Raw genomic sequence first — 26,937 nt, forward strand, 5'->3', positions numbered from 1 at the left:
TAAAAAAGCTAACTGACCTTGAGGTCAATTAGCTTTTTGGACTTATTTTGTTTGCGATTGTTTTTGTTGTTCAATCATTTGATTTACTAATTCATTAGCTTGATTAGCAGGTACATTTGATTGAACCAAGTAATTGTAAGCTTTATCTTTATTAATTGTACCGTCTTCATTTAAAAATTGGCTGGTCACTTGGTTCATTGATTGTTGCACTTGCTTTTGAACTTGTTCTAAAAAGTTTTGTGAACTTGCTTGAATTGAAGCTTGAGATTGTTTCATTTGTTCAGCAAATTGTTTAGCTTCTTGCTCTGGCATCCCTGCTTGAATAGCGTAATTATAAACCTTTGTTTGATCGATATTACCGTTTTGATCTAACAATTGTTTTGAAAATGATGTCATCACTTTATTAAAGTTATCAGTCAAACTATTGTTAGCTAGGTCCTCTTTAGATAAGTTAATATTATCAACTACTAATTTAGCTGTTTGTTCTGGCATTGAAGCTTTTCGTAATAATTGATAAATTTTATCTTTATTCAAGTTACCGTCTTGAGCAGTGAATGCTTTGGTAATTGCTTGAGATAGTTGCTTCATTGTCCCTTCAGGATCTTTTTCTAATTGTCTTAAAGTTTGTGTTGTCACATCTGGTAGTGAAGGTTCAATTTGGTTTTTGAATCTAGTTAACATAGTTGAAATAAAGTTGTAATCGATTGTATCATCTTCATTTGAAGTTAACGGTGTAAAGCCTGCAAACCCTTTTTGACCACGTGAAGTTTCAGAAACAATACTTGCATCATTTGCACTAACCCATTGATTAGGTCCGACTAAATAGAAAACTTGACCATTATTAACAAAACGCATTGAGGTTTGCCATTCACTACCTGCTGGCACTGACCCAACGACTTGTTGTGTGGATGAAACTAACGGTGCTTGACCTTGTTTTGTCACTTTCACAACTGCGTTTAATTCTTGGTATGAAATCTCATTACCTAAATCAAAGTATTGGCTATTTGCATATTCCCCATTGCCAACACCATACCATAGTGAGTAATTATCTGGTGAAGTGATTTCAGTTACACGCCATTTGGTCCCATTATTTAAATAATGACCACTAGGTTCAAATTGACCATTAACAGATTTCCAAGTTGCTGGGCCAAAACCATCCACGTAGTTTGATGTTGCTGTTTTATCATAAACTGCCTTAGCTTGTGCTTCTTGTTGAGGTTGAGATAAAGTCAATCCAAAAGCTGCAGTAGCCAGTGCCAATCCTGATACTAAATATGATTTTTTCATTTTGTTTCCTCCAATAGTTTAAGTTGTGACGTAGTATAACAAACTGAGTTTAATCTCGAAATATTATTTTTAAAAACTTAATAATTATCGACGTTTAAGCTAAAAATCATGACACTTAAGGTGTTCTTGTTCAATTGTACTTACTATCCGTTACAATATAACTATAATGACTACATGGAGGATTTTATGAAAAAACTACGTCAACTGATTCAATCATTAATTGTATTTACTGCATTTGTTGCAACTAGTATTGTAACTTTAATTTATTCAAATAATTGGTTTCAAGTAGCTATTTGTTTAGTTGCTATATTAGGTAATGGATTTTTAGTTTTTATAATATGTAAACGAATTCTTGACTGGATTCAAATCTTGCATGACAATTCTGAGTCCCTTGAAGCTTATTCCACACAACTAAGTGATGAGTATCAGACCGTTAGTCAGTTTAAACATGACTATAAACATATGATGGCATCCCTTTCACATCTTGCTGATAAACAAGATGACAATGAACTGAAAGATTACCTTAAACGGTTTAACCAATACAACAAAACGCAACTCCAAACACCAGCTTTTGATCATTATAAAAATATCAAAAACATTCACGTTCATTACCTTAGAAGTCTTCTTATTAAAGCTATTAACCAAAGTCAAGGAACCAATACAACCATTACTATCCACTGCCCTGATGAAATTTTTGAAATTCCAATGGAAGAGTTTGATTTCTTGCGAATCATTGGCAATTGGTTATCTAACGCCACTCAAGTCGACCTTGATAAACAAAAAATTGATATTAAAATTGACCAGCTTGATAACCAGTTTACACTCAGTATCACAAATCAAATACCACAAAATCAGACAATAAACTTACAACAAATTCGAAAAGCTCGCTTTACAACTAAGCCTAATCATAAAGGCTATGGTCTAAGCCTAGTTGATAGCATCAGCAAGCATCATAAAAATGCTTTGATTGACTACACTATCTCAGATACTACTTTTACAGCTCAAATGACACTTACTCAACTCTAGGAGGAATTATGTCTATTTCGATTTATATTTGCGAAGATAATCCGACATATTTAACACTTATTGAATCGATTATTTCAGATTACTTGCTCTTTCACGAACAACGCTTTAAATTAGCGTTAGTCACTTCAAATCCTGATGAATTTGTTCAAATACTTGAATCAACCCAAGCTCAAAATAGTTTATACTTCCTAGACTTAGAATTAAATCACAAACTGACAGGATTAGATTTAGCTAAAATTATTCGTCAAAATGATCCTGAAGGTAAAATTATTTTTATCTCAAATTATGATTCAGTCATTACACAATCAGTTCATCAACATATCGAAATACTTGGTTTTGTTGACAAATCCTTATCTCAAACTGTACTAAGAGCTGAGATTTTTAAATTGATGGAGTTAACCGAAAATAGAATCTATCAGCAACTTCAAAACAAACAACAGCTATTCTCATTTAAAGTTGGCACAATGCTTTATAATCTCAATTTTTCTGAAATTCTATTCATTAAATCGGCTAAAAATCATCAACTTACCCTTCAAACAAAAAATAGTTCCCACTCTTTTTACGGCACTTTAAAAGAAATTGTTATCCAGTATCCCGAACTTTTAAGAATCAGTCGCACAACTCTGGTTAACCCTGCAAATATTGAACAAATTGATTTTTCAAAAAGAGAACTCTTTTTTGATAATCAAATTTCTTGTAAATTTTCGATTCGATATACCCAATCTATCAAAAAATTCTTTTTAAAATAATTTAAATAATTTGTATTTCATCAAGTACCGGCGTATAATTAGGTCAATTAAATTGAACAATAGAGGTGCAAAAAAATGCGAATTAATGTGTTACAACATACACCAAATGAGGGGATTGGCTCTGTTGGGGCTTGGGCAAAAGAAAATCACCATGACCTTTTTATCTACCATCCTTACTTTTACAATGGTGTTTTGCCAACAGCTGATGAAACAGACTTACTAATTATTTTAGGTGGTCCAATGAGTCCAAATGATAGTGACGATTGGATTATGGCAGAAAGAGATTTAATCAGAACGCTCATTAAACAGCAAAAACCAATTTTTGGTGCGTGCTATGGTGCCCAACAAATTACCAAAGCTCTTGGTTATACGGTCACTAAATCACCCGTCAAAGAAGTGGGTTGGGATAAAGTCTATCTTGAATCTAACATTATTCCAGATATTCCAAAAGAATTGACTGCCCTTCACTGGCATGAAGAAACATTCCAAATCCCACATGAAGCAAAATTACTTTTCTCAAGCCAATACTTAACCAATCAAGGGTTTATCTTAAATGATAATATCATTGGACTTCAATTCCACTTTGAACCAGAAGATGTGAACGTAAAAGAAATGGTTACTAATGATTTTGCTTACATTAAAGATTCTATTCTTGGTCAAACTGCTGAAGACATTTTAAATTTTGATGTACCAAAAGAAAATAAAACCGTGATGTTTAAACTGCTTGACTTCATCACAAAATAAAAACGCTATCTTGTTGATAGCGTTTTTTATTTTGTACTTTTTCGATTAATAATTTCATGAGGCAAAATCACTTGTTGATTTTGTACGGGCTCTTTTTTCATTAATTTTGTCAGCATTCGCATTGCTACGGCACCCATATCATATAAGGGTTGGCTGATAGATGATAGCTCAGGTCTTGCCATTAACGCAAGTTTAGTGTTCATGGCAGACATCACTTCAAGTTCTTCTGGCACTTTGATGCTTCGATCATTTGCAGCATTCAAAATACCAATAGCTACACTATCGTCAGTTGTTAGCACAGCTTGAATGTCTTTTGCTTTTAACTCATCAAAAACAGCTAAGCCACTCTCATACCCATAACCTGCTCTAATCACTTCAAATTGAACAGTTGAATGATTTTTAGCTGCTTCAGCCATTCCTTTACAACGAAAATCACGATTAACATTAGTGCTTTTGTCTTGCACAACTAAGGCAATTGAGTCATGATATTCGGCAAATTTTTCCATGATATCATATGTTGCTTGTTTGTAATCAATATTAACAGAAGGTAACTGTCTTTTATAGTCAACTACTCCAGCTAAAACTGTTGGGATGCCTTTTTCATATAATAAATCACAAACTTCATCTGAAATATCGTATGACATGTAGACAATACCATCAACTTGTTGGGAAAATAAACTTCTTAGAACGTCTTTTTCGTTTTGATGGCTAATACTTGAACTCATCAAAATAATATTATAATTGTAAAGCTTTGATACATCATCAATACCTTGAGCTAGTTCATTAAAGTAGGCATTATTCAAATCAGGTAAAAAGATACCAATTGTCGTAGTTTTTTGACTGGCTAGTCCCCTTGCCACAGCATTTGGGTGATAGCCCATATCTTTAATAATCTGTTGTACTTTTTGTCGCGTAGCCTCTTTTACTTTTCCTGTACCATTAACAACTCTTGAAACAGTCGCCATGGATACATCTGCTTTTTTTGCTACGTCGTAGATGGTGATTGTTCTTTTCTTCATAAACTTATCCTCACGCTATTCATCACTAGTTCCTAGTTTAAAATTAGCAAATTTACGCTAGTTTTGCAAACGCTTACTTTATTATAAAAATATTAAAAATTGTGCTATAATCAAAAAATAAACTTAAAAGAAAAGAAGGTACGTCATCTATGGAAAAAATTAATCAACTGAAAAACTGGTTATATGATAATAACATTGATGTTGCTTATATCAGTAACCCTAAAAATGTTCATTACTTTACTGGATTTGAATCTCACCCTGAAGAAAGAATCTTAGGACTATTTGTTCTTAAAAATGCAGATCCATTCTTATTTACACCTCAACTAGATGTAGAAGTTGCTAAAGCATCCGGATTTAAATACGATGTATTCGGTTACCTTGACCACCAAGATCCATTTGCTTTGATTGCAGACCACATCAAAGACCGCCAAAAAGAAAACATCTCATGGGCTACGGAAAAAGATAGTTTACCTGTTGAAAAACTTGAAGCTATGCAAGAAGAGTTTCCTACTGCACAATTCAAGCACAGCTTAACTCGCTTTATTCAAGAAATGCAGCTCTACAAATCACAAGATGAACTTGACTTGATGATTAAAGCAGGACAAGATGCGGATTATGCTTTCCAAGTTGGATTTAACGCCTTAAGAAATGGCATTAGTGAAAAACAAGTTGTCGCAGAAATCGAATATGCACTTCAAAAACGTGGGGTAATGCACACGAGTTTTGATACAATTGTTCAAGCTGGTAAAAACGCTTCAAATCCTCATGGTGCTCCAACAGATACACAAATTGAACCAAATCAATTAGTGTTATTTGATTTAGGAACTGTTAACCATGGTTATATGAGTGATGCTTCACGTACCGTTGCTTATGGTACACCAAGTGAAAAAGAACTTGAAATTTATCAAGTAGTTTTAGAAGCACAACTTGCAGCTCAAGAAGCTGCTAAACCTGGCGTTTATGCTTCTGAACTTGATAAAATTGCACGTGATGTTATTACAAAAGCTGGCTACGGTGAATACTTTGTCCACCGTTTAGGCCATGGTATTGGAACTTCCACTCACGAATACCCTTCACTAATGGAACACAATAATTTGGAACTTAAAGCTGGTATGGCCTTTTCAATCGAACCAGGTATCTACATTCCCGGTGTAGCTGGTGTTAGAATTGAAGACTGTGGTTACCTAGATGACGAAAAATTCAATTCATTTACACATACACCTAAAGATTTAACTGAAATTATGGTTAGAGATTAATCAAAAAAACATCTTACTTATGTAAGATGTTTTTTTGTATCCAGGTTATAATAGCTGTATAAACCTGTTCTTTTTCTTGTTCAAATAAAATTTCATGACGTAAATTTTTAAATAATCTGAGGTCAACTGATGAAGCCCTTGCTGCTTTTAACTCATTAGCCACTTTTTTGGGACCTTTACTATACTGACCAACGGGATCTTCAGCTCCACTAATCACTAAATAAGCTAAGTTAGTATCAACTTGATAAGCCCAACAGTTTCTCGTAGCTAAAGCAACCAATTTGAATAAAGTATAAAATCCATTATTAGTGAAAGTAAAACCCGTTAATTGATTTTCTTCATACTGTTTAACATTAGCTTGATTTTGACTCAACCAATTAAATTGTCCCGCTTCCTCAAAATGACGTGCGTAACCGCCAAAGGCTAGCTTATTTAAGAGTCGATTAACTTTTTTAGGAGCAACTCGTTTCGTAATTGCCGATACGACTCTTGCTACTTCTAACCCATGTGGTTTTTTGCCAGTCCCCATCAGGATAACACCTGCTAATTTTGAGGAGGTTCCCAGTTGTTGCAAATAATTTCTCACAGCAAAAGACCCCATGCTATGCCCTAAAATAATGTGAGGAATACTTTTAAAAGTATCAGCTACCCAATCTGACACCTGCTTAATATCTGAAATAAGAACTTCATCAGGCCGACGCTTCGTAAAATAACCGTAAGGTATTGTTTGATTATTGACTGACTGCCCGTGCCCCAAGTGATCATGACCAATCACGGCAAAACCCTGTCTAGTCAAATATCTAGCAAAGTCATCATAACGCTCACTATACTCAGCCATTCCATGCACCAGTTGAATAGTTGCTATTGGCGGATTTTTTGGAAGCCAATAAACCATATGAACAGCTGTTTTTTCATCTGCTGATAAAAACTTCAAATGCTTCATTAATTTGCCCTTTCAACAAAAAAACGGCAAAGGCTACTGGCCCTTGCCGTTAAAAATTAATTATTTTTTGATTTCACGATCAATATCATCAATCATTTGTTTTGAAGATTCTTTTGCTTTGTTAAACGCTTGTTTACCATCAATAACGATATCGTCAAAATCAGTAATTTCTGAGTTATCGTTTTGGTTAGCGTGACGTTTAATTTGATCTTTTAAAGCGTCTGTAGATTGATCATATTTATCTTTAATATCTTCTAACTTGTCTTGAGAAGTAGCTTTTAGTTCTTCTGCTTTATCTTTAGCTTGGCTAGCATAATCTGAAAATTGTTCAGATGCTTGTGTTGCATAATCTGAAGCTTTTTCTTTTAAATCTTGGCCTTTTTTAGCCAATTCATTTTTTGTTTCTTCTGAAACCATTGCTGAAGCAGCAAACCCTGTTGCAGCACCTACTAGAAACCCGAAAATAAATTTACCTGTACTCATGATAATGTCCCCCTATTAATTAAGTTTATCTTTTCTTTTTACTTCTAAAACGTTTAAGTAGACCGCCAGCTACAGTCGCTTTACCCATGTTCTTAGTTAAGCCTGAAACACGTGAAGCAGCGTTTGTGGTACTTTCGTTTAATTTTGAAACACTGATACCCAAATCAGCAGCCGCTTTAAAGACTGGATCTAATTCACGTGTTTTATTATTAATGTTATTTAATAAAACATTTGATTTGGCCATCAAATTCTCTGCTTGAATTGCAATAGAATCAACATCATCTGTGACATTAGATAATGTTTTTGTTGTTTGTGCTATTGTTTCGTCTACTTTTTTTAGTGTTTGCACAAGTCTCATCAAAAAGATTCCTGCAAAGACAACTAAAAGTAAAAATGCAATAGCAGCAATTAACCCGGCTAGTTCACCATATGACATTACTATTACCTCCATTTTTAACTTTTGTATTTACTCTTAGAGTTTAGCATTTATTTATGTTAACGGCAATTTAAAGATGTTAAAATAAACATTAGGAGGAATATATTATGCAGAATTTTCATTTAGCTAACGTTGCCGGTATTTTTGACTGGAATAAAATTTTAGATTCACTAATCAACATGGGAATCCAAATTGCTATTACCTCAGTCGTTTTCTTAATTATTTGGAAAGTGGGAATTCGTTTAATTAAACTAGCGTTTAATAGACAGGGAAAATCCAAAATGAAGAAGAGTCGTCAAAAAACAATTGAATCTCTTTTAGGAAATGTTTTCAAATACTTTATTCTATTTTGTTATATATACGGTGTCCTCAAAATCATGGGACTTCCTGTTGATGCACTACTTGCCAGTGCCGGAATCCTAAGTGTGGCTATTGGTTTAGGTGCCCAAGGCTTCTTCAATGATGTTGTGACAGGTTTCTTCATTTTAGCCGAACAACAAATTGATGTTGGTGATTGGGTAACAATTGGTGCTGTTTCTGGAACAGTAACTTCGGTTGGAATTAGAACGACACAAGTTCAATCAGTGGATGGTACTTTGAATTACATCCCTAACCGTAATATTACGATTGTTTCAAACAGCAATCGTGGTAATATGCGTGGGATTGTGAACTTTGACTTACCAACTGATGTTAATATCGATGATGTTCAAAAAATGGTAGATCATGTCCACGCTGAAATGACACCTCAATACAAAGATATTATTGGTGAACCTCGTTTTATTGGTGCAATTAAACAATCAGGCAACATGGTAACTTATCGAACACTGATTGATGCCAAAGCTGATACACAATGGCAAATTCAACGTGACTTCTTATCAGGATATCTTAAAGAGTTCTCATTGAATGGGATTGTTATTCCAGAATCAAATAGCGTAACTTTATCTTAATCAAATAAAAAAGACTGTTTAATAAAAACAGTCTTTTTTATTATCTTTGATACTGAGTTGAAAGCGAAGGTAACAGCTCGCCTGATTGATTATAAAAATCAATCATATATTTCTGGGAAGTGATGGTCAAAATAGCATAAGTCCCCGTTGCTTTTAATCTAACATCTCGTGACTTTGCCAGTGATCCTGGATTAAGTAATAATAAATCATCAAAATAAGAAACAAACGGTTGATGCGTATGACCAAATACTAAAACATTAGTCTGGTTTTCCAGCCCTTTAAACTGTAATCGCATCGGATTATAAGCAATATTATCATCCAGATGACCATGCATTAGCAAAAGGCCACCATCATCAATTTTTAAATGAGCTTCATCTGGCAAATCAATTACTTCAGTCATATTACCATGCACAGCAATAATATCAGTAACATCTCCAGATGATTGAAACTGACCATCGCCTGCATGAATGACTTTATCAACTTCAGCTTGATGGCGTTTGATAACTTGTTTCATTAAGGATGTCTCGCCATGAGTATCACTCATAATTAATAGCTTAGTCATTTTTTTGACGGTCCTTTAACCATTGTGGCAATTGTTCAGCCAATTGTTTAAACGCTAGTCCTCTATGACTAATTTCATTTTTTTCATCAAGCGTCATTTGAGCTAATGTTTTTTGTTTATCTTCGACAAAGAATAAAGGATCATAGCCAAAACCGGCATCACCTCTTGGAATAGCTGTAATGCGACCAGTCAGTTCCCCTTCCACAACTAAATCATGGTCTGGTTGATTGGGAAAACTCACGACAATAGTTGTATGAAAACTTGCTTGGCGTTTTTCATCAGGTACGCCACCTAATTCACTTAGTAACTTAGCATTGTTTCTTGCTGGATTTTGTGGTTCACCTGCATAGCGAGCTGAAAATACACCAGGTGCATTATGTAGTGCCTGAACACACAACCCTGAATCATCTGCTATTGTTGGCAATTGACTATATTCTGCCAAAGCACGCGCTTTTAATTTGGCGTTTTGTTCAAATGTTCGACCGGTTTCTTGTACATGAGGTGGATTTTCTAAATCTGCTAAAGATACGATTTCATAATCGGTATCTTTTAATAATTGATTGAGTTCTTTTACTTTTCCTTGGTTAGTTGTCGCAATTAATAACTTAGTCATTTTAAATCCTTTCATATTGTGACTTGTTTAATATCGTCAAATGTTTGGCCTACCCACTTTTGAGCAGCACCTTCAAACGCTTCTTTTGAGCCAGTTGTGTAGCCATAATTAATTGTCTGACTACCCGATGCAAAAGCATCCTTTTGCTTAAGAAAACACCTAATTTGTTGGCAGATGCCTTCAGCAGGATCAACAATCATTATCGCTTTGTCGGCAAATTCTTGGCTAATTTGATTTCGAATTAAAGGATAATGAGTACAACCTAGTATCAACGTATCAAAAGACTGGCCACAAAGTGCTTGTAAACTTTCGTGAATAACAAGCTGTAAATCACTCACATCGTTTTCAATTGCTGGCACCAAGTCTGGCGTTGCTAATGAAACCACTTCATATTGACTATCAATAGCTTTTAAGGCTTGTTCATATGCACCAGAATTAATGGTTGCTTGTGTTGCAATCACGGCAATCTGATGAGACTTAGTTTGGTTAGAGGCAATCTCACTCCCTGCTGAAATAACACCAATGATTGGAATATCCACTTGTTGTTGAATAGTTGTCATTGCCGTTGCCGTTGCCGTATTACAGGCAAAAACAATTAATTTAACATTTTGTTGAATTAAAAAGTCGACTAATTTTTGAGTTAATCGAATAATTTCACTGGCACTTTTATTCCCATAGGGTAAGTGTGCTTGGTCGCCGATATATATTGTTGATTCATGAGGCAGTGCCTTTTTTACTTGTTTTAAAACACTCAATCCTCCTAAGCCTGAATCTAATAATCCAATTGGTCGATTATCCAAAAAATCACCATTCCTCTATTTAGTTTGTGATAATATCTCTAATTGATTCAAAATCTTATTAGGTGTTTGCCACAATTTTTCATCGTAATCATTAGCTGAAATATCTAATCCCAATTGATTATTAAACGCATAAATCAATTGAACCGTTTTTAAATCATCCAAAATACGAGTCTGGTAAAGATTAACATCAGGTGAATCTTGAAGTCGCCGTTGTTGAGTTACTTGATTTAAAATCGTGTAGAATTTTTGTCTATCTATCATTGCCAATCCCCCTGCTCTTTTAGACTATAAAAAAATCCCTTATAACATCATTATAAGGGATTTTTTGTATTTAGAAAACTAAGCAGTGTATTCTTCTAATTTTGAACGTAATTGTTCTTTAGCTTGGTAACCTGTTAATTTTTCAACAACTTCACCATCTTTTTTAATCATCAAGGTTGGAATTGCCATAATACCAAATGATTGTGGTGTTTTAGGATTTTCATCAACGTCCATTTTAGTGAAGTTAACGTTGTCCATTTCTTCAGCTAAATCTTCAATAATTGGAGATTGCATGCGACATGGACCACACCAAGTTGCCCAAAAGTCTACCAATGTCACACCGTTATCTGTTTCTTGTGCAAAGTTTTGATCTGTTATTTCTTTAACCATAATCTTTTTGCCTCCTAATTTGCTAATTTGTTGTTAACTATAGTTTAACGCAATCCACTTACTTTTTGCAAGTAGAAGTTATTATTTAAATTCGACAATTGTTGCACCAGAACCACCGTTACCTTCTGGTGCATAACCAAAGTTTTTAACGCTTGAGTGACGTTTAAGGTATTGGTTAACACCGTTTCGAATCGCACCCGTTCCGATTCCATGGATAATTGTGACACTATCAAAGTTAGAAAGCAAGGCTTCATCAATATAACGATCTAAGTTCATCATTGCTTCATCATAACGTTGACCTCGAAGATCAAGGGATGCACGTGTTGAGCGAAGATTAATCGAACGTGTTTTCTTAATCTTTTGCTGTTTAGGTTGCGTTGCTTTATTTGCTTTTGATTGTGATAATTTCTCGATATCTTTAGCGGATACTTTAACTTTTAGTGCGCCAATTTGAACTTCAAAATGGTTATCATCTAAAACTTTGGTAACCGTTCCGACTTGGCCATAGGCTAGCACTTTAACTTGATCATTTTGTTTAATAACTTGTTTTTTCTTCTCTCGTCTTAGCACTTTATTATGCTTCAAGTTATTATCACGAAGTTGGTTTAATTGACCTTTAGCTGCAATTAACTGATCTTCTTTGACACCTTCTTTTGATTTAGCTTGCTGTTGATAATTTTGCAGTTGTTTAATAATTTCATCAGCTTTTTGCTGAGCTTTTCGGATTGTTTCATCAGCTTTTTCTTTTGATTTTTCAATTTCGCGATTAACATTACGGTGATAAAAGTCCAACCCTTGACTTAATTTTTCATAAGTCTCTTTTGAATCTTGTACCTTTTGTTCAAACTCTTCTTTAAGTTCAGTGGCTTTTTTTGTTTCATCAGCTAATTTTTTAATCATATCATTTAAATCACTGCTTTGATCTTGACGTAAACTTTTAGCTTGATTAATGACTTCTGTTGGCATCCCTAATCTCTTGGCAATTTCAAATGCATTACTATAACCAGGAACGCCTAGTAATAAATGGTACGTTGGACTCAAGGAGTCAACATCAAATTCCATGCTAGCATTGGTTGTTCGATCACGATTATACGCATATAGTTTCAATTCAGGATAGTGAGTTGTTGCCATTAACTTCACTTGTAGTTTCTTAAAGTGATCTAAAATTGAAATAGCTAAGTCTGACCCTTCTTCTGGATCAGTCCCTGAACCTAACTCATCAAGTAAAATTAAACTATCTTGGTTAGCCTCTGACATGATATTAATAATATTATCCATATGTGAGGAGAACGTACTTAAGTTTTGTTCAATAGATTGTTCATCACCAATATCCGCAAAAATCTCACTAAAGACACCAACTTCACTATATTCTTTTGCTGAAATAAATAGTCCTGATTGTGCCATTAGTTGTAACAAACCGACTGTTTTCAGACTGATTGTTTTACCACCAGTGTTAGGACCTGTAATCAACATAAAGTCATAATCTTCACCCAAAATAATATCGTTAGCTACAACTTTATCAGAGTCGATTAATGGATGACGTGCTTTGTTCAATTTAATGGCATGATTGTTATTTAAAACGGGTTCAACTGCCTTCATTTGATTAGCTAGTAAGGCTTTGGCTTGAATAAAATCAAGCGTTGCGACTTTTTCATCGATGTTTTCAATAGCCGACATCTCTTCTCGAGTCCAATTAGTTAATTCCTCTAGAATACGACGAATTTCCATCTTTTCTCGAGCCGTTAACTCTTGTAAATTATTGTTCAAATCAACTATTTTACCTGGTTCGATAAATAACGTTTGACCTGTGGCACTTTGGTCATGAACAATCCCACCAAATTTACCACGATGACTGGCTTTAACAGGTAGAACTAAACGATTATCACGAATAGTAATGATTGCTTCACTTAGATAGTTAGCTGTACTACCTTTTAAGTAAGACTCCATTTGCTGACGAATATTATCTTCTGTTTTTTGGTAATGATGACGAATAGATTTTAGCGTTTGACTAGCTGTGTCTAACACATTACCTTCGCTATCAAATGTTTTTTCTAAACGTTTAGTTAATTCAAGTGGCAAGTCAACATCAGCAATTAAGCCCATTAAAGCTGTAAGACCTAGCTCATAGTCTTTTGGATCAAAATCTAAAAAGGTTAAGACATCTCGCATAATAGAGAGTAATAAACTAATCGTTGAGAGTTCTTTAGCATTTAATGTCGCATTTTCTAATTTGAGACGTTTAATGATTGGCGCAATATCTTGATAGGCCACAATTGGTAAGCGTCCTTTGATTCTCAGCAGATTAACAGCATCTAATGTTTTAGCTAGCTCTTCTTTTACACCTTGATAGGTTTTATGAGGTAATAAATTTTGGGCTTTATTTTTTGCATTATCTGTTACCGTTAATTCACTTAACTGACTTGTAATTTTATCAAATTCCAGCGTCTTTAATATTTTTGAATTCATAACAGTTCCTTCCAAAAAAGAATAGGCCCAGATTAGGCCTATTCTTTATTTATATTCATTTAACAGTTGTTTCACTACACTACTAATTTTAGCGGTGATGACCTCAAAGTGCAATAGTTGAACACTAAAAGTTAGTGCTAGCTTAATCCTACTTTTTTGAAGATATCATCAACATGACGCAAATGATAATTATAATCAAAAGCATCATCCAAGTCTTCAGCAGTCAAGTGTTTCGTGATGGCTTCTGTTGCTTCTACTAGCGGTCTGAATTGTTTCTTTTCATCCCATGACATCGCAGTTAACGGCTGTACTAAATCGTAAGCTTCTTCACGAGATAATCCTTTTTCAACCAGTTTTAGTAGTAAACGCTGACTGTAGATTAAACCATATGTTTTTGACATATTGTCTTTCATTGTTTTAGGGAAAACGGTTAAGTTTTCAACAATATTTGAGAAGCGATTCAACATGTAATCTAGTAGAGTTGTAGCATCAGGTAAGATAATACGTTCAACAGATGAATGTGAAATATCACGTTCATGCCAAAGTGGCATATCTTCTAATGCGGGTTGAACATAACCACGAATTACACGTGCTAAGCCACTAATATTTTCTGAACCAATTGGATTACGTTTATGTGGCATTGCTGAAGAGCCTTTTTGACCTTCGTTGAAAAATTCTTCTACTTCATGGATTTCTGAACGTTGTAAACTACGAACTTCAGTCGCAAAAGTTTCAAGACTTGTCGCAATTAAAGCCAGTGTTGACATATAGTCAGCATACAAATCACGTGGTAGTACTTGGCTTGCAATATCCATTGGTTTTAACCCAATTTCTTTCATCATGGATTCTTCAACTTGTGGTGGCACATTGGCATATGTTCCGACAGCACCACTAATTTTACCAACTGCAACCTCTTCTGCTACACGAACAAAACGTTCACGTTGACGTTTCATTTCTGAATACCAACGTGCAATCTTTAAACCAAATGTCGTTGGTTCAGCATGCACACCATGGGTTCTTCCCATCATCACAGTATCTTTATATTTTAATGCTTGTTTTCTTAGAATTTCAATAAAACGATCTAAGTCATCTAGCAAAATTTTATTTGCCTTTTTAAGTATTACCCCATTAGCTGTATCAACAACGTCTGTACTTGTTAATCCAAAATGCACCCATTTTTTTTCTGGTCCTAAATATTCTGAAACATTACGAGTGAAAGCAACAATATCGTGACGTGTTACCGCTTCGATTTCTGCAATACGTTCTACTGAAAAATCAGCATTTTCTGCAATTTTTTTAGCATCTTCTGCTGGTACTTCGCCCACAGTTACCCAAGCATTAGTAGCAGCCACTTCAACTTCAAGCCAAGCTTGATAACGTGCTTTTAATGACCAAATGTCCATCATTTCTTGACGCGCGTAACGTTCTAACATATCAATTAATCCTCCCAGATATCTTTTAGTACCATTGTTTGATCACGATCAGGTCCAACAGAAACAGTGAATAAATCAAGTCCTGTTAGTTCGCATAATCTTTTAACATAATTTTTAGCATTTTCTGGTAAATCTTCAAAACGTTCAACTTTTGTAATATCTTCATGCCATCCTGGCAATGTTTCATAGATAGGTTCAACTTTTGATAATTCAACTAAACTTGCTGGGTAGTAATCAATTTCTTCCCCATTTAAGCGGTAGCCTGTCGCAATTTTTAAGGTGTCAAAACCAGATAAAACATCTAGTAAGTTCACACTTAGTTGTTTCAAACCTGATACACGTACAGCATGTCTTAATGCAACAGTATCTGCCCAACCAATACGACGTGGACGTTTTGTAACAGTACCGTATTCACGACCAATTTCACGAATTTGATCACCAATTTCGCCTTCAATTTCGGTTGGGAAAGGACCTTCGCCAACACGAGTTGAGTAAGCTTTTGTAACAGCTACAACATTGTCAATTTCTTGTGATGATACACCCGAACCAACAATGGCTCCTCCAGCTGTTGGATTTGAAGAAGTAACATAAGGATAAGTTCCGTGATCGACATCAAGCATCACACCTTGTGCACCTTCAAATAATACTTTTTTATTTTCATGTAAAGCTTCTGTAATCAATACAGACGTATCGACAACATAATCTTTTAATTGTTGACCATAGTCATAGTAAGCTTCAAAAATTTCATCAAAATCAAGTCCTGATTTTTGGTAGAGTTTTTCGAATAGTTCGTTCTTTTCAGCTAGATTAAGTTTTAGTTTTTCATAGAAAACATCCTTATCTAACAAATCAGCCATTCTGATTCCAACACGACTCGCTTTATCCATATAAGCAGGACCAATTCCGTTACGTGTCGTTCCAATCTTTTGGTCTTGTCTTTTATCTTCTTGATATTCGTCTAATAGAATATGGTAAGGCAAAATAACGTGAGCACGGTTAGAAATTCTCAAGTTATCAGTTGTAATTGCATTGTCATTTAAATAATGAATTTCTTTAAGCAATGCTTTAGGGTTTACGACAACGCCGTTGCCGATAACTGCTAATTGATCTTTTCCTAAAATACCTGACGGAATCAAATGTAGTTTGTAGGTTTTATCCTCAAAAACAATTGTATGTCCTGCATTATTTCCACCTTGGTAACGAACAACCATATCGGCTTGTTTACTTAAGAAATCGGTAATTTTACCTTTTCCTTCGTCACCCCATTGACTTCCAATTAAAACTATTCCTGACATTTGGCCACCTCATTTAACTTTTTAAACCGTAAATAAGTTTAGCAATAAGTTAACATTTAGTCAAACAATTAACAGATATTTAACTAGTTAAATATAATATTTATTCGTTTTTTAATATTTCAAATCATTGACTTTTAATATTTATTTGCTTATATTATTGAGGTAGCGAACGTTTAAATTTTCGTTAAATGAACATTAAAAATGTGGAGGAATTATTTTGTACCCTTTTGATTACGATGATATCCAACTTTTACCTAAAAAATGTATTGTAAACAGCCGTTCAGAAGTCGACACGACGGTTAAATTAGGTAACCGAACATTTAAAATACCTGTTGTCCCCGCTAATATGCAAAGCGTGATCGATACAAAACTAGCCATTTTCTTAGCTGAACGTGACTACTTTTATGTGATGCACCGTTTTGAACCTGAGACAAGACTAGCCTTTGTTCAAGAGATGCAAGCTAAAGGATTATTCGCTTCTATTAGCTTAGGGATTAAAGAACCTGAATATGAGTTAGTTGATCAATTGGCTCAACAAAATTTAACTCCTGAATATATCACAATTGATATTGCACACGGTCATTCGGACTCTGTTATCAATATGATTAAATATATTAAAGAAAAACTTCCTGAAAGTTTTGTTATTGCAGGTAATGTTGCAACTCCAGAAGGTGTCCGTGATTTAGAAGCTGCTGGTGCTGACGCTACTAAAGTGGGGGTTGGTCCTGGTAAAGCTTGTATCACTAAACTAAAAACTGGTTTTGGAACAGCTTACTGGCAACTATCAGCTATTAAGTGGTGTGCTGAAGTCGCAACTAAACCCATTATTGCTGATGGCGGTATTCGCCACAACGGTGACTTAGCTAAGTCAATTAAGTTTGGTGCAACTATGATTATGGTCGGTTCTTTATTTGCTGGACACGAACAATCTCCTGGTCAAGTAATTAAAATTGACGGCAAACTATACAAACAATACTGGGGTTCTGCTTCAGATACGCAAAAAGGTAAATATGAAAATGTTGAAGGTAAGCAAATGCTTATCGATTACCGCGGCGATATCAAACGCACCCTTAAAGAAATGCAACAAGATTTACAATCAGCTGTTTCTTACGCTGGTGGTAATGAACTTTCAAGTCTAAAAGATGTTGATTACGTCATTTTAAATCATGGCATTGTACAACAATAAAAAAACACCGTAGAAAATTCTACGGTGTTTTTATCTGCTCTTTTTGACAAATTAACGCTAAATCTTGTGGTAGTGGTGCTTGAGCCTTAACTTTTTGCTGAGTTAGTGGATGGTTAAAGCTAATCTGACTAGCGTGTAAGGCTTGACGCTTTAAATCGACTGTTTGTCCACCATATAATTGATCTCCTAACAACGGATAACCTAAACTCGCTAAATGTACCCGTATTTGATGAGTACGACCTGTTCTCAACTTTAAACGAACTAAACTACAGTTCGGTCCTTTTTGAACTAGTTGATACTCTGTTTGCGATTCTTTGCCCTTCGTGGACACTTCTCTTTTGATTGCATCCCCTGATACTCTTGCAATTGGGCGGTCGATAACAGCAGGAATCTGCTGTAACTGGTCATCAGTTTGAATTAAAGCTAAATAATATTTATCAAGCTTGCTTTGTTGGATGAAAGCATGACCGATGGCATCTTTTGCCACTAATAAACACCCACTCGTGTCTTTATCTAACCTTGTAATAACATGCGGCTTGGTTGTGATTGATTGCGTTTGAAAATAGCTTAGTAACCGATTAACTACTGAATCTGTTAAATCAGATTTAGAAGGCGTTGACAGTAAACCAGCAGGTTTATTAATAATCAAAAACAACTCATCTTCATATAAGATATCTAGTGATTTATCAACTGCCTTAACTTTTTTATTTTCTGGTTCTATACCGGGAACAAAATGAATGACATCTCCTGCCTTAACGGCATAAGATGTCATTCTTCTTTTCTTGTTAACTAAAATAAAACCACCATTATGACGACAATTAATCAACGCACGTTTTGAAATCCCTTGTTTTCTCAAGTATTTACCAACTGTTGTCCTTTTGTCTTCAACCCTAAATTTATAATAACGTATCATTGTTTTTCTTTTGTCCTAAAAATGAATCTTCGACTCTTGACCAAAAATGTGTATGACGATATTTAGCAAAATGGATTTGCTTATCAGATATTCTATAAGTAATCCGACGTACAGCATGATGCTTAATTTCTTTTGAGTCAATCGTCACAACATAATCATCTACATGCTCTGGTAATAGCGTAATCCACTCATCAGGTGCAATAATAATAGGTGAAGAAAGCGTTCTAAATAAGCGATTATTAATTGAGGCAATCTCAGTTAATTGCAATGTCTTTAGTCTTGGGTGAATAACAGCTCCCCCTAGCGACTTGCCATAAGCCGTTGACCCAGTAGGTGTTGAAATACAGACCCCATCTCCTCTAAACCGTTCAAAAAATTCGTTTTTGATATAAACATCGGTTTTTAAAGTTTGTGAAACACGTTTAATAGTTGATTCATTCAATGAAAGATAGTGCCTCGTGCAAGCACCCTCTTCTTCAATATGAACTTCAAGCAATGGATAACTAACTGATGTGGGTTCTTGTTCAACAATTGCTTTAACCAGTTCTTTTATCTCATAGTTACGCCAATCTGTATAAAATCCGAGGTGCCCCGTATGAACACCGATAAATCGAATGTGATCAACCATATGAGCATATTGATGAAACGCCCCAATTAAAGTTCCATCTCCACCAACAGTGATGACTAAATCAGGATTTTCTTGATTGAGTTCAATTTGGCAACGGTTTAGTTCATGCTTGAGCTCACTGACAACATTTTGTGATATTTCTTTTTCGTTACTAATAATTGCGACTTTCAACGAAAAGCCTCCAATTCTACTGTTTTAAATTCTGTGTTAACTGCTGTCTTCGATGTGACTCTTCAATTTCTTTTCGAATTTCAGACATTTCGACATCAAGTTCATAAGCTTTTTGTGCGACATCTTTTAAGCGATCTTTGACTTCAGGTGCGTAATCATTAGGGTACTTATAATTCAAACTATGCTCTAATGTTGCCCAAAAGTTCATTGCCAATGTTCGCAATTGAATCTCAGCTAAGACAACTTTCTTCTCTTCGTTATATTGATAAACAGGATATTCGATTACCATATGATAAGAACGATAGCCACTTGGTTTGTCATTTTGAATATAATCACGTTCTTCAACTACCGTCATATCTGTTCGACTATGAATGACATCAATAACTTGATAAACATCTTCCACAAAGGGACACATAATTCGAATACCAGCAATATCTTGTAAATCTTGCTCTATTAATTCTTCAGCAACATATCTTCTTTTTAGTTTTTCTTCGATACTTTCAACAGGCTTAACGCGACCTGTCACAAACTCAATTGGTGAATGGTTCGTTTGATCTAAGTAACTTACACGTAAGCCTCTAAATTTAACTTTTAGTTCATTTACAGCCTGTTGATAAGGCCATAAAAATTTTTTCCAATCTTTTATCATAGTTTATTCTTCCTCCAACGGGACTTTTTATTTTAGAATGTAGGTAACAATTAAAATTAAAGCGAGGTAAACAATATGTCAGAAACAATTGAAACAGAATTCAAGTTAATGCTCACTCAAAATCAATTTAACAAATTATTATCAGCTTACACGCTGAAGAAAGCGATTCAGCAAACCAATTACTATTTTGATTCAAAAGATGCTTGTTTAAAAAATGCAAATTGTGGTTTAAGAATTAGACAATTCAAAAACACAGGTGAACAGACACTCAAAGTCCCTCTCCCAAATAATACCACACATTCATTACGTGAAATAACGGATCCTTTATCTTTAAGCAAAATTGAAAAAATGCTCGCAACAGACGCTGTCACTTTTTCAGGTAAAGTAGGCGATTATCTTAGCCATCACTTTGAAAATCGGGCCTTTTATCGGTTAGCTCAAGCTCATACCCATCGTTATCTTTTACATGGGCCTGAAGACTTAGAACTAACACTAGATCAAACAGATTATTTAGACGGCACACGTGATTATGAATTAGAAATTGAAACAGACCATTTAGAAGCTGCACAAGATGCCATGAGGTTTTTGAAAAAAACGTTCAATTTAACTTCTGATATGCCCCAAAAAAATAAAGTGGCTCGTGCTTTTGACCATCGATTAATAAAGTAATTCACGAATCTGACGGCTCTTTTTTTGCCTGATTACTTCTGGATTAAGATGCCTTAAAGCAATCGGCAAATAGATGGTTAAATCATCTGCAAGACCGAGTTTGATTTTACTTTTTGCTGTTGTTTCACTAGACAAAAAGTAAGGTTGTCGATAACTGGTATAACACTCATCTAATAACTTTTTAACATTGTAACCGTTAGCATAGGCCAAACGTTTGATTGTTTCAAGTTCTTTTTGATATTTGTCCCATTTTAGTGGTATTGGTGGATAGTTTTTCATTGTTTGCTCTGTTTTCATAAATGAAAGAAGTTGGTTAAATCCGTGCTTAGTTAAGCTAACCGTTTTCACTTGATATCGTGCTATCGTTGCAAAGTCTTGTCTCATAATCTGGTACTTTAATTTGATTTCTTGGCTATCTAAGTGTAGCTCAATTAAATAAAAGCCCAGATTTTTTTGATACCTTAAAAACCGAATATGTTTTTTGCCTAGTCGCTGGTTTAAGTGAAGTTTTTTCCCAACTAACCAAATATCTTCAAGTCCAAATTGTCGGTAGTGATTATGTCTAAATTGATGACTGGCTTCACTCAATGGCGAGCACTGAATCTCAATTGCTAATTGCCTGTTTCTACCCTTAATTAAGATATCTGGTCTTACTTTTTGATTTGGCAATGCTTTTTCTAATGACACGTGCGGATAAATATCGGTTAAAATAACAAATAGTTGTTTTTTTAATGCTTGATGCTCAGCAGTTTCATCATTAACCACTATTTTAGCTAAGTGTTTAAAATAAGGTGTTTTGCCATTTGCTTTAACAAAACGTACCTTTTTTAAACATTTTGGACACTTTAATTTGTCTAATTTTTGTGGCTGATAATGCGTTGCATAAATCAGTTGTTTGTTAACTAAAGCTGCATACAAAAAAGACACCCAGTATTAACTACGTCGGGTGTCTTTTTTTAATCGAAATAAGTTTTTAAATTCTCTATAGCATTGTCCGTTAAGACACACTTAGCATTTGATAAAAGTAATTTTGTTTCACCTTGAATCAAATCGCCAAATTCATTTACCATAATCCAAAAATCTTTGATAGATAGTTCATATGACTGATGAGGATCAAACCTAAATGACATGAGATATGTTTGACTAGTTGAGTCCGCATAAAGTTTTGTATCAACCCCACTAACATGAGGTAATTCTTTGGCTAATTCAATAGCGTCTTCAATACTATTAAATTCATAAATACGGTAATAGTCAGAAGTATTCTTCTTATCTTCATTTGCATCTACATGAGAAATTGATCCGTCATCTAATGATTGTAATAATTCTTGTAATTGTTGGGCATTATTCTGTGACTCTTGCACCGATTGGTCAGAAGAAACGGCAGATTTTTTCATATTGGTTCGACTAATTAATAGCTCTAACCCATCGTTGCTAGGCATAATTTGGAATGTTACGGCATCGTTTTGGGCAAAAGTATGATTTTCGTCTACTTCTTCTAGGATATTTCTGAAGAATTGCTCAATATGTCCTTGATTTCCTAGAAGATCTAACATGGTAATACCACGCTCTTCTAAATCTTCACTACCAAGAATCACTCGAATTGTGTTGTCGTTAATACGTTGCATTTCCATATTAATACCACCTCTCGTAATTCTGAAGTTCTTATAATTCCATTTCATTAAATTTATTAATTAAGGACTGTCTATATTTTAACTGATTTATAAAAAAAGAACCAGACAAAACTATCTGATTCTACATCTATTTTAATTGATTTAAAAGCCTTCCATCTCTTCGACTTCTCTTAACTCTTGTTGTCTAACTGTACGAGGCAAAAAGCGTCTGATTTCATCTTCATTAAATCCAATTTGTAAACGTTTGTCATCCGTGATGATAGGACGAATCAATAATCCTGGTTCTTGTACTAGTAATTCAACTAGCTTATCTAGTGATAAATCTTCAAGTTCGACATCTAATTTTTGAAAAAGTTTTGAACGTCTTGAAATTAATTTTTTTGTTCCTTCTTCAGTCATGCTTAAAATCTTTTTAATCTCTTCTTTTGATAATGGGTTAGCAAAAATATTTCTCTCAACATAAGAAATGCCATTTTCTTCTAACCAAGACTTTGCTTTACGACATGATGTACAACTTGGTGATGTATATAAGTTGACCATTTGACCACGCTCCTTTGCTTTGAACTCTAATTTAGATAATCTCTTTAACAATTCGTAGTATACAACTAAATTTTGCACAATACTACTTAATTTAAAAAATAAATTATATCTAATTAGTCTTGTTCTTATAAAAGAGCCTCATCAAAGTCATTAAACACTATTAACAAATTCATAAGTTTTTATTAATTTTAATTCCATTCTTATTTATTTGTTTATTTTTATTTTTCTTAAATTTTTTGAATTAACCCAACTTTAGCAATTTCGGCGTGTGAGAATACCTCTTTAGCCTCAGCTAAAATTTGTTGATGATCAATTGTTTGAGGTAAATGACTCAATAATAAAGACTTAGCCCCTGCTTTTTGAGCTAACTGTGCTGACTCTTCAGAAGTCATGTGCCATTTACGTCCAGTCTTATCCTTAGCAAAATTTGTATCTGTTAACAGCAAATCAGCATCACGACTAAAGTCAACTAAGTCTTCAAAGTAAGCAGTATCAGCTGTAAATACGAAAACTTTACCTGTTGTTTTTTCAGTAATTCTCATCGCATAGGCTGGAACAGGGTGTTGCGTTCTTAAAAAACTAATTTCAAATGGTCCTAAATCAAGCGGCTGATAATCAAAGTAAGGATACCCTTTTGTAATACCATCCATACTTAGATTTGCGAAGCTAATAAAGTCTTGATTATGACCATAAATTGGTAATACTGATTGTCTTTTTTCACCCGGATGTAATTGGTAGTAATATTGTAATACTCCAATATCACTCGCATGATCATGATGATAGTGTGATAATAATACCGCATCCAACTCAAATGGATCTAAGTAGTGTTCAAGTGCCAAAAGTGACCCGCTACCTGCATCAAGTAATAAGTTGAATCCATCTTCTGATTGTAATAAATAAGATGAGCTAGCTGAACCTGCATAAGGATAGCCACCATAAATACCTAGTACTGTTAATTTCATAATTTTACTCCTTTGTAACTAAATTTTTTGTTTAACTAAATACCAATAATTTTGATAAATTGCATAATACGCTACTATTGTAAACCCTATAACCAATCCACATAAAGTTATAAAGCTAGGATAACCCGTAAAGTTTAAATATAGAATAAATGGAATTAATAAGAGAATCATGTATACCATAACAAATAGTGTCGGCATCAAAAAATAATATGCTGTATATTTAAATACTAATTTTTTAATATCTGATTTCAAATTACCTAGTTTAACTAATGATTGATAATCAGTTAAGTTCTGACTGAAATCAGTATTTAGCTTTAATAGTAAGATAACTTGTGTCGCAATAATTAACAAACCACTAAAAACAATTAAAATGAATTGGATATTTGATAAAACATAAGACGAAGTAACTTGATCTTTATAATAAGAATTGTAAGCACTCAAAGTGGCAAAACTGAAGGGTATCCTAGCTGAATCTGAATTTAAAATAGCCATATCTTCAACCGTTAATTGACTTTTTTTATCGTTCTCTACTATAGCTTTTATATTAATATTTTGATTAGTCAAATCATTAGCTAAATCACTTAATGTTTGTTTATAATTTTGAACTTGGCTAGGCTTAATATTATAAGAAATCACTTGGTAAGTAACATCTGATTGAATTTGTGCAAAATCTTGGTCCGAAACAATAATATTTTGATCAGGTATTAGGCCATACCCTGCGGGCTTAGGTCTATTTGTCATCCACTCATCTACATGAAAGGCTTTTTTTCGACCATTCTCTAAATTTAGTTCAAGGGTATCTCCTGAGAAAAAACCATACAATATAAAACTGAATTGTCCATCTGTCAATGTTATTTCTTTAGCTCCTAGTTGTTCATTTGAGACATTTGGCCGATTAGTTGCCGGATAAACTCGGTTCAAAAATCCCTCTCGAATAGCTTGATTATAACTGGATTGTGAGATTACACCAAATTTACGATTTGAGACATTAGTGTAATATAATAACTTAATAGGCATTACTTGTTGATGTTCAATTGTTAAGTTATTATCCCGCATAACCCGTTCAACTTCTGCTTGATTAAAACTAGTTGTCACAAATTCAGAAGGATTTATTCTTACGTTATTTTGAGCCAGACCATTATCACCATACGCAAAAATAAATAGACCGATTATAGCCAACATATTGATAATCCCAATCACGATTGCTGTCCAACTACTATCAGACAGACTTCGTTTTAATTGACTGTAAACAACGACTTTCAAATCATTTGCCCGTCTTTTTCGTTTTTTCTTTTCTAATACTCGAAAAATCCACCATCTAAAAAATGTAATTAAAAATAAAAGACTCAAAAAAGCATAAAAAACAGGAAATCTTGTCAATTGAAATACTGACATAATAATTCCCATTAAAAGTAGTAGTTGTAAAAATGAAACTAAAATATTGGGACTTCTTCTTAATTTTCGCCTTTTAATTTCAGACTTTTTAGGATTCGCATAATTGTTAAAGTACGTTGGTGTTTTTAACAATCGTGTCGTCAAAGTCAAAATCAAAAATTGCATCCCAAAAACAACTAAAAATGTTAAGAATGTTTCTTGAAGGGGTGCTTTTAGCACCATACTCCATGTATTATGCCAACCTAACAATCGAATTAATATTAAATTCAAAAGTGGCGTGCTAATAATACCAATGATAATCCCTACTATTAATGCACCAAAGTGAATAATAAACTGTTGAATAGCAAAAAAACGGACAACTTGGCTTTTATTGAACCCAGCAATTAATAACTTGGCTAAATTATTTTTAGAAATTTTGAAAAACAAAATAGAGGTAATAATTAAAAACAAGATAATAAAGACTAATTCTGAAAATTTAGTTAGCATGGCAATGATACTAATACTCATCATATAAGTTCCGAGCATTGAATTCGAATCAATAGTTTGATAATTAGGATTATAAGACAAGTTAGCAAAGAAAAAATAAACAGCGATTGCTAGGGCAACTGCTGTTGCATAAACCGTAAAATAGCCAATATTACTTTTAAGGTCTTTGAGTGCGGCTTTAAAAATCATAACCTTCACCTCCACCAACTGTCGCTTGCATTTCAACAATTGACTCAAAGAAGGCTTGTCGACTATCTACACGATTAATTTGAGAAAAGAGTCGCCCATCTTTCACAAAAATAATCCGATCACAATAACTCGCCGCAAAAGGATCATGAGTAACCATTACTAAACTATGATGCTCACGATTCAACTGTGTCAAAAATTGCAGCAAGTAAGTCGCTGATTTTGAGTCTAAACTGCCGGTTGGTTCATCAGCTAAGATCAACTCTGGTTCTTTGATAATAGCTCTAGCTGCACTAACTTTTTGCTGTTGTCCAGGAGACAAATCAAATACATTTTGGTCGAGTAAAGCTTCAATATTTAACCGATTTGCAATATCAAAAATTTTTTCTTCAACATCTTTACGTTTAACCCGTAACGCTAGCAAAGATAACTCGATATTTTCTTTAACAGTTAAGGAACTTAATAAGTTAGGGTCTTGAAAAATAAGTCCCATCTTTCTTTGGCGATTTTTAGCACGTTGACTATCAGAAAAATCCCTTAAATCAATGCCATCCATAGTAATTTTCCCAAATGATAAATAATCAATTTGAGCTAATAAGTTTAAGATAGTGCTCTTCCCTGAACCTGAAGGACCCATAATCCCTAAAAATTCACCCTTCTCTAACTTAAAGCTTAAATTATCAAGTGCTTGAACTTGGTTAACCCCATATCCATATAATTTTGAAACCTGATTAAATGTTATATAACTCATATCAAACTCCCCTTGATTTTTTGACCCCAAAAACGTCATAATTTGTTATCCTTAATAATA

The 26,937-nt window shown here is 34.1% G+C and carries 29 protein-coding genes; 7 read left to right on the forward strand and 22 right to left on the reverse strand.

All coding sequences use genetic code 11. The features are described 5' to 3' along the window. Window positions 1–42: 42 nt before the first annotated feature. Complete coding sequence (locus R4Y45_RS05535) at window positions 43–1,287, reverse strand: hypothetical protein (protein ID WP_339970092.1); 1,245 nt, start codon at window positions 1,285–1,287, stop codon at window positions 43–45. Between the two features lie 186 nt (window positions 1,288–1,473). On the opposite strand from R4Y45_RS05535, the gene R4Y45_RS05540 reads away from it, so the two are divergent. The 3 genes from R4Y45_RS05540 to R4Y45_RS05550 all read left to right on the forward strand — a co-directional run bounded on the left by R4Y45_RS05540 (window position 1,474) and on the right by R4Y45_RS05550 (window position 3,806). Beyond that, complete coding sequence (locus tag R4Y45_RS05540) at window positions 1,474–2,313, forward strand: GHKL domain-containing protein (protein WP_339970094.1); 840 nt, start codon at window positions 1,474–1,476, stop codon at window positions 2,311–2,313. An 8-nt stretch (window positions 2,314–2,321) separates the two neighbouring features. Beyond that, window positions 2,322–3,062 (forward strand): LytR/AlgR family response regulator transcription factor, encoded by a 741-nt coding sequence (locus R4Y45_RS05545; protein WP_339970096.1) that lies wholly within the window; start codon window positions 2,322–2,324, stop codon window positions 3,060–3,062. Between the two features lie 75 nt (window positions 3,063–3,137). After that, a complete protein-coding gene (locus R4Y45_RS05550) occupies window positions 3,138–3,806 on the forward strand; it encodes a type 1 glutamine amidotransferase (protein WP_339970099.1) in 669 nt (222 codons plus the stop codon). Between the two features lie 26 nt (window positions 3,807–3,832). On the opposite strand, the gene R4Y45_RS05555 is transcribed toward R4Y45_RS05550, so the two are convergent. Further along, complete coding sequence (locus R4Y45_RS05555) at window positions 3,833–4,825, reverse strand: substrate-binding domain-containing protein (RefSeq protein ID WP_339970101.1); 993 nt, start codon at window positions 4,823–4,825, stop codon at window positions 3,833–3,835. A gap of 149 nt (window positions 4,826–4,974) precedes the next feature. On the opposite strand from R4Y45_RS05555, the gene R4Y45_RS05560 reads away from it, so the two are divergent. Next, the gene (locus R4Y45_RS05560) at window positions 4,975–6,081 is read left to right on the forward strand and encodes a M24 family metallopeptidase (RefSeq protein ID WP_339970104.1); all 1,107 of its coding nucleotides are present in this window, start codon (window positions 4,975–4,977) and stop codon (window positions 6,079–6,081) included. 13 nt (window positions 6,082–6,094) lie between these two features. Here the strand turns inward: R4Y45_RS05560 and R4Y45_RS05565 are convergent, their stop codons facing one another. From R4Y45_RS05565 to R4Y45_RS05575, 3 genes are read right to left on the reverse strand one after another with little or no spacing between them, the layout of a single operon-like run. Further along, on the reverse strand, window positions 6,095–7,024 hold the full coding sequence (locus R4Y45_RS05565; protein ID WP_339970106.1) for an alpha/beta hydrolase: 930 nt from the start codon (window positions 7,022–7,024) through the stop codon (window positions 6,095–6,097). Window positions 7,025–7,084: 60 nt separating this feature from the next. Further along, window positions 7,085–7,507, reverse strand: a complete 423-nt coding sequence (locus R4Y45_RS05570) for a YtxH domain-containing protein (RefSeq protein WP_339970108.1) — start codon at window positions 7,505–7,507, stop codon at window positions 7,085–7,087. A 25-nt stretch (window positions 7,508–7,532) separates the two neighbouring features. Next, window positions 7,533–7,943 carry a DUF948 domain-containing protein gene (locus tag R4Y45_RS05575; RefSeq protein ID WP_339970110.1) on the reverse strand — a complete coding sequence of 137 codons (411 nt, stop codon included), beginning with the start codon at window positions 7,941–7,943 and terminating at the stop codon, window positions 7,533–7,535. Between the two features lie 107 nt (window positions 7,944–8,050). Between R4Y45_RS05575 and R4Y45_RS05580 the strand changes: the two genes are divergently transcribed. After that, entirely contained in the window at window positions 8,051–8,890 is an 840-nt protein-coding gene (locus R4Y45_RS05580; RefSeq protein ID WP_339970112.1) for a mechanosensitive ion channel family protein, read from the forward strand. A 40-nt stretch (window positions 8,891–8,930) separates the two neighbouring features. Here the strand turns inward: R4Y45_RS05580 and R4Y45_RS05585 are convergent, their stop codons facing one another. The 8 genes from R4Y45_RS05585 to R4Y45_RS05620 form a co-directional block, all read right to left on the reverse strand. Beyond that, window positions 8,931–9,452 carry a metallophosphoesterase family protein gene (locus R4Y45_RS05585; RefSeq protein WP_339970114.1) on the reverse strand — a complete coding sequence of 174 codons (522 nt, stop codon included), beginning with the start codon at window positions 9,450–9,452 and terminating at the stop codon, window positions 8,931–8,933. Continuing rightward, complete coding sequence (locus R4Y45_RS05590) at window positions 9,445–10,065, reverse strand: XTP/dITP diphosphatase (protein ID WP_339970117.1); 621 nt, start codon at window positions 10,063–10,065, stop codon at window positions 9,445–9,447. The genes R4Y45_RS05585 and R4Y45_RS05590 overlap by 8 nt, the downstream gene beginning before the upstream one ends. Before the next feature lie 11 nt (window positions 10,066–10,076). Continuing rightward, window positions 10,077–10,865 (reverse strand): glutamate racemase, encoded by a 789-nt coding sequence (gene murI / locus R4Y45_RS05595; RefSeq protein WP_339970119.1) that lies wholly within the window; start codon window positions 10,863–10,865, stop codon window positions 10,077–10,079. A gap of 15 nt (window positions 10,866–10,880) precedes the next feature. Beyond that, window positions 10,881–11,126 (reverse strand): D-alanine--poly(phosphoribitol) ligase subunit 2, encoded by a 246-nt coding sequence (dltC, locus tag R4Y45_RS05600; RefSeq protein ID WP_339970122.1) that lies wholly within the window; start codon window positions 11,124–11,126, stop codon window positions 10,881–10,883. Window positions 11,127–11,204: 78 nt separating this feature from the next. Then, window positions 11,205–11,516, reverse strand: coding sequence for a thioredoxin (gene trxA / locus R4Y45_RS05605; protein ID WP_339970124.1), 312 nt, complete (start codon window positions 11,514–11,516; stop codon window positions 11,205–11,207). An 81-nt stretch (window positions 11,517–11,597) separates the two neighbouring features. Then, complete coding sequence (locus tag R4Y45_RS05610; protein ID WP_339970126.1) at window positions 11,598–13,982, reverse strand: endonuclease MutS2; 2,385 nt, start codon at window positions 13,980–13,982, stop codon at window positions 11,598–11,600. A 137-nt stretch (window positions 13,983–14,119) separates the two neighbouring features. After that, window positions 14,120–15,415, reverse strand: coding sequence for an adenylosuccinate lyase (gene purB / locus R4Y45_RS05615; RefSeq protein WP_339970128.1), 1,296 nt, complete (start codon window positions 15,413–15,415; stop codon window positions 14,120–14,122). A 5-nt stretch (window positions 15,416–15,420) separates the two neighbouring features. Next, complete coding sequence (locus tag R4Y45_RS05620; protein ID WP_339970130.1) at window positions 15,421–16,710, reverse strand: adenylosuccinate synthase; 1,290 nt, start codon at window positions 16,708–16,710, stop codon at window positions 15,421–15,423. Window positions 16,711–16,927: 217 nt separating this feature from the next. Here R4Y45_RS05620 and R4Y45_RS05625 point away from each other — a divergent pair, with 217 nt between their 5' ends. Then, window positions 16,928–17,896: a GMP reductase gene (locus R4Y45_RS05625; protein ID WP_339970132.1), complete on the forward strand. Its 969-nt coding sequence runs from the start codon at window positions 16,928–16,930 to the stop codon at window positions 17,894–17,896. 19 nt (window positions 17,897–17,915) lie between these two features. Here the strand turns inward: R4Y45_RS05625 and R4Y45_RS05630 are convergent, their stop codons facing one another. From R4Y45_RS05630 to R4Y45_RS05640, 3 genes are read right to left on the reverse strand one after another with little or no spacing between them, the layout of a single operon-like run. After that, window positions 17,916–18,809, reverse strand: coding sequence for an RluA family pseudouridine synthase (locus R4Y45_RS05630; protein WP_339970134.1), 894 nt, complete (start codon window positions 18,807–18,809; stop codon window positions 17,916–17,918). Next, a complete protein-coding gene (locus tag R4Y45_RS05635; protein WP_339970137.1) occupies window positions 18,793–19,608 on the reverse strand; it encodes an NAD kinase in 816 nt (271 codons plus the stop codon). The genes R4Y45_RS05630 and R4Y45_RS05635 overlap by 17 nt, the downstream gene beginning before the upstream one ends. 16 nt (window positions 19,609–19,624) lie before the next feature. Continuing rightward, a complete protein-coding gene (locus R4Y45_RS05640; protein ID WP_339970139.1) occupies window positions 19,625–20,257 on the reverse strand; it encodes a GTP pyrophosphokinase in 633 nt (210 codons plus the stop codon). A 75-nt stretch (window positions 20,258–20,332) separates the two neighbouring features. Here R4Y45_RS05640 and R4Y45_RS05645 point away from each other — a divergent pair, with 75 nt between their 5' ends. After that, window positions 20,333–20,926, forward strand: a complete 594-nt coding sequence (locus R4Y45_RS05645) for a CYTH domain-containing protein (protein WP_339970141.1) — start codon at window positions 20,333–20,335, stop codon at window positions 20,924–20,926. Here R4Y45_RS05645 and R4Y45_RS05650 read toward each other — a convergent pair. The 6 genes from R4Y45_RS05650 to R4Y45_RS05675 all read right to left on the reverse strand — a co-directional run bounded on the left by R4Y45_RS05650 (window position 20,915) and on the right by R4Y45_RS05675 (window position 26,877). Further along, a complete protein-coding gene (locus tag R4Y45_RS05650; RefSeq protein ID WP_339970143.1) occupies window positions 20,915–21,853 on the reverse strand; it encodes a competence protein CoiA family protein in 939 nt (312 codons plus the stop codon). The genes R4Y45_RS05645 and R4Y45_RS05650 overlap by 12 nt on opposite strands. 29 nt (window positions 21,854–21,882) lie before the next feature. Continuing rightward, the gene (locus tag R4Y45_RS05655; protein ID WP_339970145.1) at window positions 21,883–22,557 is read right to left on the reverse strand and encodes an adaptor protein MecA; all 675 of its coding nucleotides are present in this window, start codon (window positions 22,555–22,557) and stop codon (window positions 21,883–21,885) included. 141 nt (window positions 22,558–22,698) lie between these two features. Beyond that, window positions 22,699–23,097 carry a transcriptional regulator Spx gene (spx, locus tag R4Y45_RS05660; protein ID WP_339970147.1) on the reverse strand — a complete coding sequence of 133 codons (399 nt, stop codon included), beginning with the start codon at window positions 23,095–23,097 and terminating at the stop codon, window positions 22,699–22,701. Between the two features lie 227 nt (window positions 23,098–23,324). Further along, window positions 23,325–24,059 carry an MBL fold metallo-hydrolase gene (locus R4Y45_RS05665; RefSeq protein ID WP_339970149.1) on the reverse strand — a complete coding sequence of 245 codons (735 nt, stop codon included), beginning with the start codon at window positions 24,057–24,059 and terminating at the stop codon, window positions 23,325–23,327. Window positions 24,060–24,077: 18 nt separating this feature from the next. After that, a complete protein-coding gene (locus tag R4Y45_RS05670; protein WP_339970152.1) occupies window positions 24,078–26,129 on the reverse strand; it encodes a hypothetical protein in 2,052 nt (683 codons plus the stop codon). Next, window positions 26,119–26,877: an ABC transporter ATP-binding protein gene (locus tag R4Y45_RS05675; RefSeq protein ID WP_339970154.1), complete on the reverse strand. Its 759-nt coding sequence runs from the start codon at window positions 26,875–26,877 to the stop codon at window positions 26,119–26,121. The genes R4Y45_RS05670 and R4Y45_RS05675 overlap by 11 nt, the downstream gene beginning before the upstream one ends. Window positions 26,878–26,937 lie beyond the last annotated feature (60 nt).

Origin of the sequence: Holzapfeliella saturejae (genome assembly GCF_037546065.1) — a bacterium.
Classification (GTDB): Bacteria; Bacillota; Bacilli; order Lactobacillales; family Lactobacillaceae; genus Holzapfeliella; species Holzapfeliella saturejae.

What these genes read in the sequence shown, in the direction of transcription:
- R4Y45_RS05665 (WP_339970149.1), bottom strand. Translation starts at nt 24,059, where the DNA reads ATGAAATTAACAGTACTAGGTATTTATGGTGGCTATCCTTATGCAGGT.
- R4Y45_RS05535 (WP_339970092.1), bottom strand. Translation starts at nt 1,287, where the DNA reads ATGAAAAAATCATATTTAGTATCAGGATTGGCACTGGCTACTGCAGCT.
- R4Y45_RS05560 (WP_339970104.1), top strand. Translation starts at nt 4,975, where the DNA reads ATGGAAAAAATTAATCAACTGAAAAACTGGTTATATGATAATAACATT.
- trxA (WP_339970124.1), bottom strand. Translation starts at nt 11,516, where the DNA reads ATGGTTAAAGAAATAACAGATCAAAACTTTGCACAAGAAACAGATAAC.
- R4Y45_RS05590 (WP_339970117.1), bottom strand. Translation starts at nt 10,065, where the DNA reads ATGACTAAGTTATTAATTGCGACAACTAACCAAGGAAAAGTAAAAGAA.
- R4Y45_RS05580 (WP_339970112.1), top strand. Translation starts at nt 8,051, where the DNA reads ATGCAGAATTTTCATTTAGCTAACGTTGCCGGTATTTTTGACTGGAAT.
- R4Y45_RS05565 (WP_339970106.1), bottom strand. Translation starts at nt 7,024, where the DNA reads ATGAAGCATTTGAAGTTTTTATCAGCAGATGAAAAAACAGCTGTTCAT.
- R4Y45_RS05585 (WP_339970114.1), bottom strand. Translation starts at nt 9,452, where the DNA reads ATGACTAAGCTATTAATTATGAGTGATACTCATGGCGAGACATCCTTA.
- R4Y45_RS05545 (WP_339970096.1), top strand. Translation starts at nt 2,322, where the DNA reads ATGTCTATTTCGATTTATATTTGCGAAGATAATCCGACATATTTAACA.
- R4Y45_RS05630 (WP_339970134.1), bottom strand. Translation starts at nt 18,809, where the DNA reads ATGATACGTTATTATAAATTTAGGGTTGAAGACAAAAGGACAACAGTT.
- R4Y45_RS05555 (WP_339970101.1), bottom strand. Translation starts at nt 4,825, where the DNA reads ATGAAGAAAAGAACAATCACCATCTACGACGTAGCAAAAAAAGCAGAT.
- R4Y45_RS05675 (WP_339970154.1), bottom strand. Translation starts at nt 26,877, where the DNA reads ATGAGTTATATAACATTTAATCAGGTTTCAAAATTATATGGATATGGG.
- R4Y45_RS05645 (WP_339970141.1), top strand. Translation starts at nt 20,333, where the DNA reads ATGTCAGAAACAATTGAAACAGAATTCAAGTTAATGCTCACTCAAAAT.
- R4Y45_RS05550 (WP_339970099.1), top strand. Translation starts at nt 3,138, where the DNA reads ATGCGAATTAATGTGTTACAACATACACCAAATGAGGGGATTGGCTCT.
- R4Y45_RS05620 (WP_339970130.1), bottom strand. Translation starts at nt 16,710, where the DNA reads ATGTCAGGAATAGTTTTAATTGGAAGTCAATGGGGTGACGAAGGAAAA.
- R4Y45_RS05640 (WP_339970139.1), bottom strand. Translation starts at nt 20,257, where the DNA reads ATGATAAAAGATTGGAAAAAATTTTTATGGCCTTATCAACAGGCTGTA.
- R4Y45_RS05540 (WP_339970094.1), top strand. Translation starts at nt 1,474, where the DNA reads ATGAAAAAACTACGTCAACTGATTCAATCATTAATTGTATTTACTGCA.
- R4Y45_RS05610 (WP_339970126.1), bottom strand. Translation starts at nt 13,982, where the DNA reads ATGAATTCAAAAATATTAAAGACGCTGGAATTTGATAAAATTACAAGT.
- R4Y45_RS05575 (WP_339970110.1), bottom strand. Translation starts at nt 7,943, where the DNA reads ATGTCATATGGTGAACTAGCCGGGTTAATTGCTGCTATTGCATTTTTA.
- R4Y45_RS05670 (WP_339970152.1), bottom strand. Translation starts at nt 26,129, where the DNA reads ATGATTTTTAAAGCCGCACTCAAAGACCTTAAAAGTAATATTGGCTAT.
- purB (WP_339970128.1), bottom strand. Translation starts at nt 15,415, where the DNA reads ATGTTAGAACGTTACGCGCGTCAAGAAATGATGGACATTTGGTCATTA.
- dltC (WP_339970122.1), bottom strand. Translation starts at nt 11,126, where the DNA reads ATGATAGATAGACAAAAATTCTACACGATTTTAAATCAAGTAACTCAA.
- R4Y45_RS05655 (WP_339970145.1), bottom strand. Translation starts at nt 22,557, where the DNA reads ATGGAAATGCAACGTATTAACGACAACACAATTCGAGTGATTCTTGGT.
- R4Y45_RS05570 (WP_339970108.1), bottom strand. Translation starts at nt 7,507, where the DNA reads ATGAGTACAGGTAAATTTATTTTCGGGTTTCTAGTAGGTGCTGCAACA.
- spx (WP_339970147.1), bottom strand. Translation starts at nt 23,097, where the DNA reads ATGGTCAACTTATATACATCACCAAGTTGTACATCATGTCGTAAAGCA.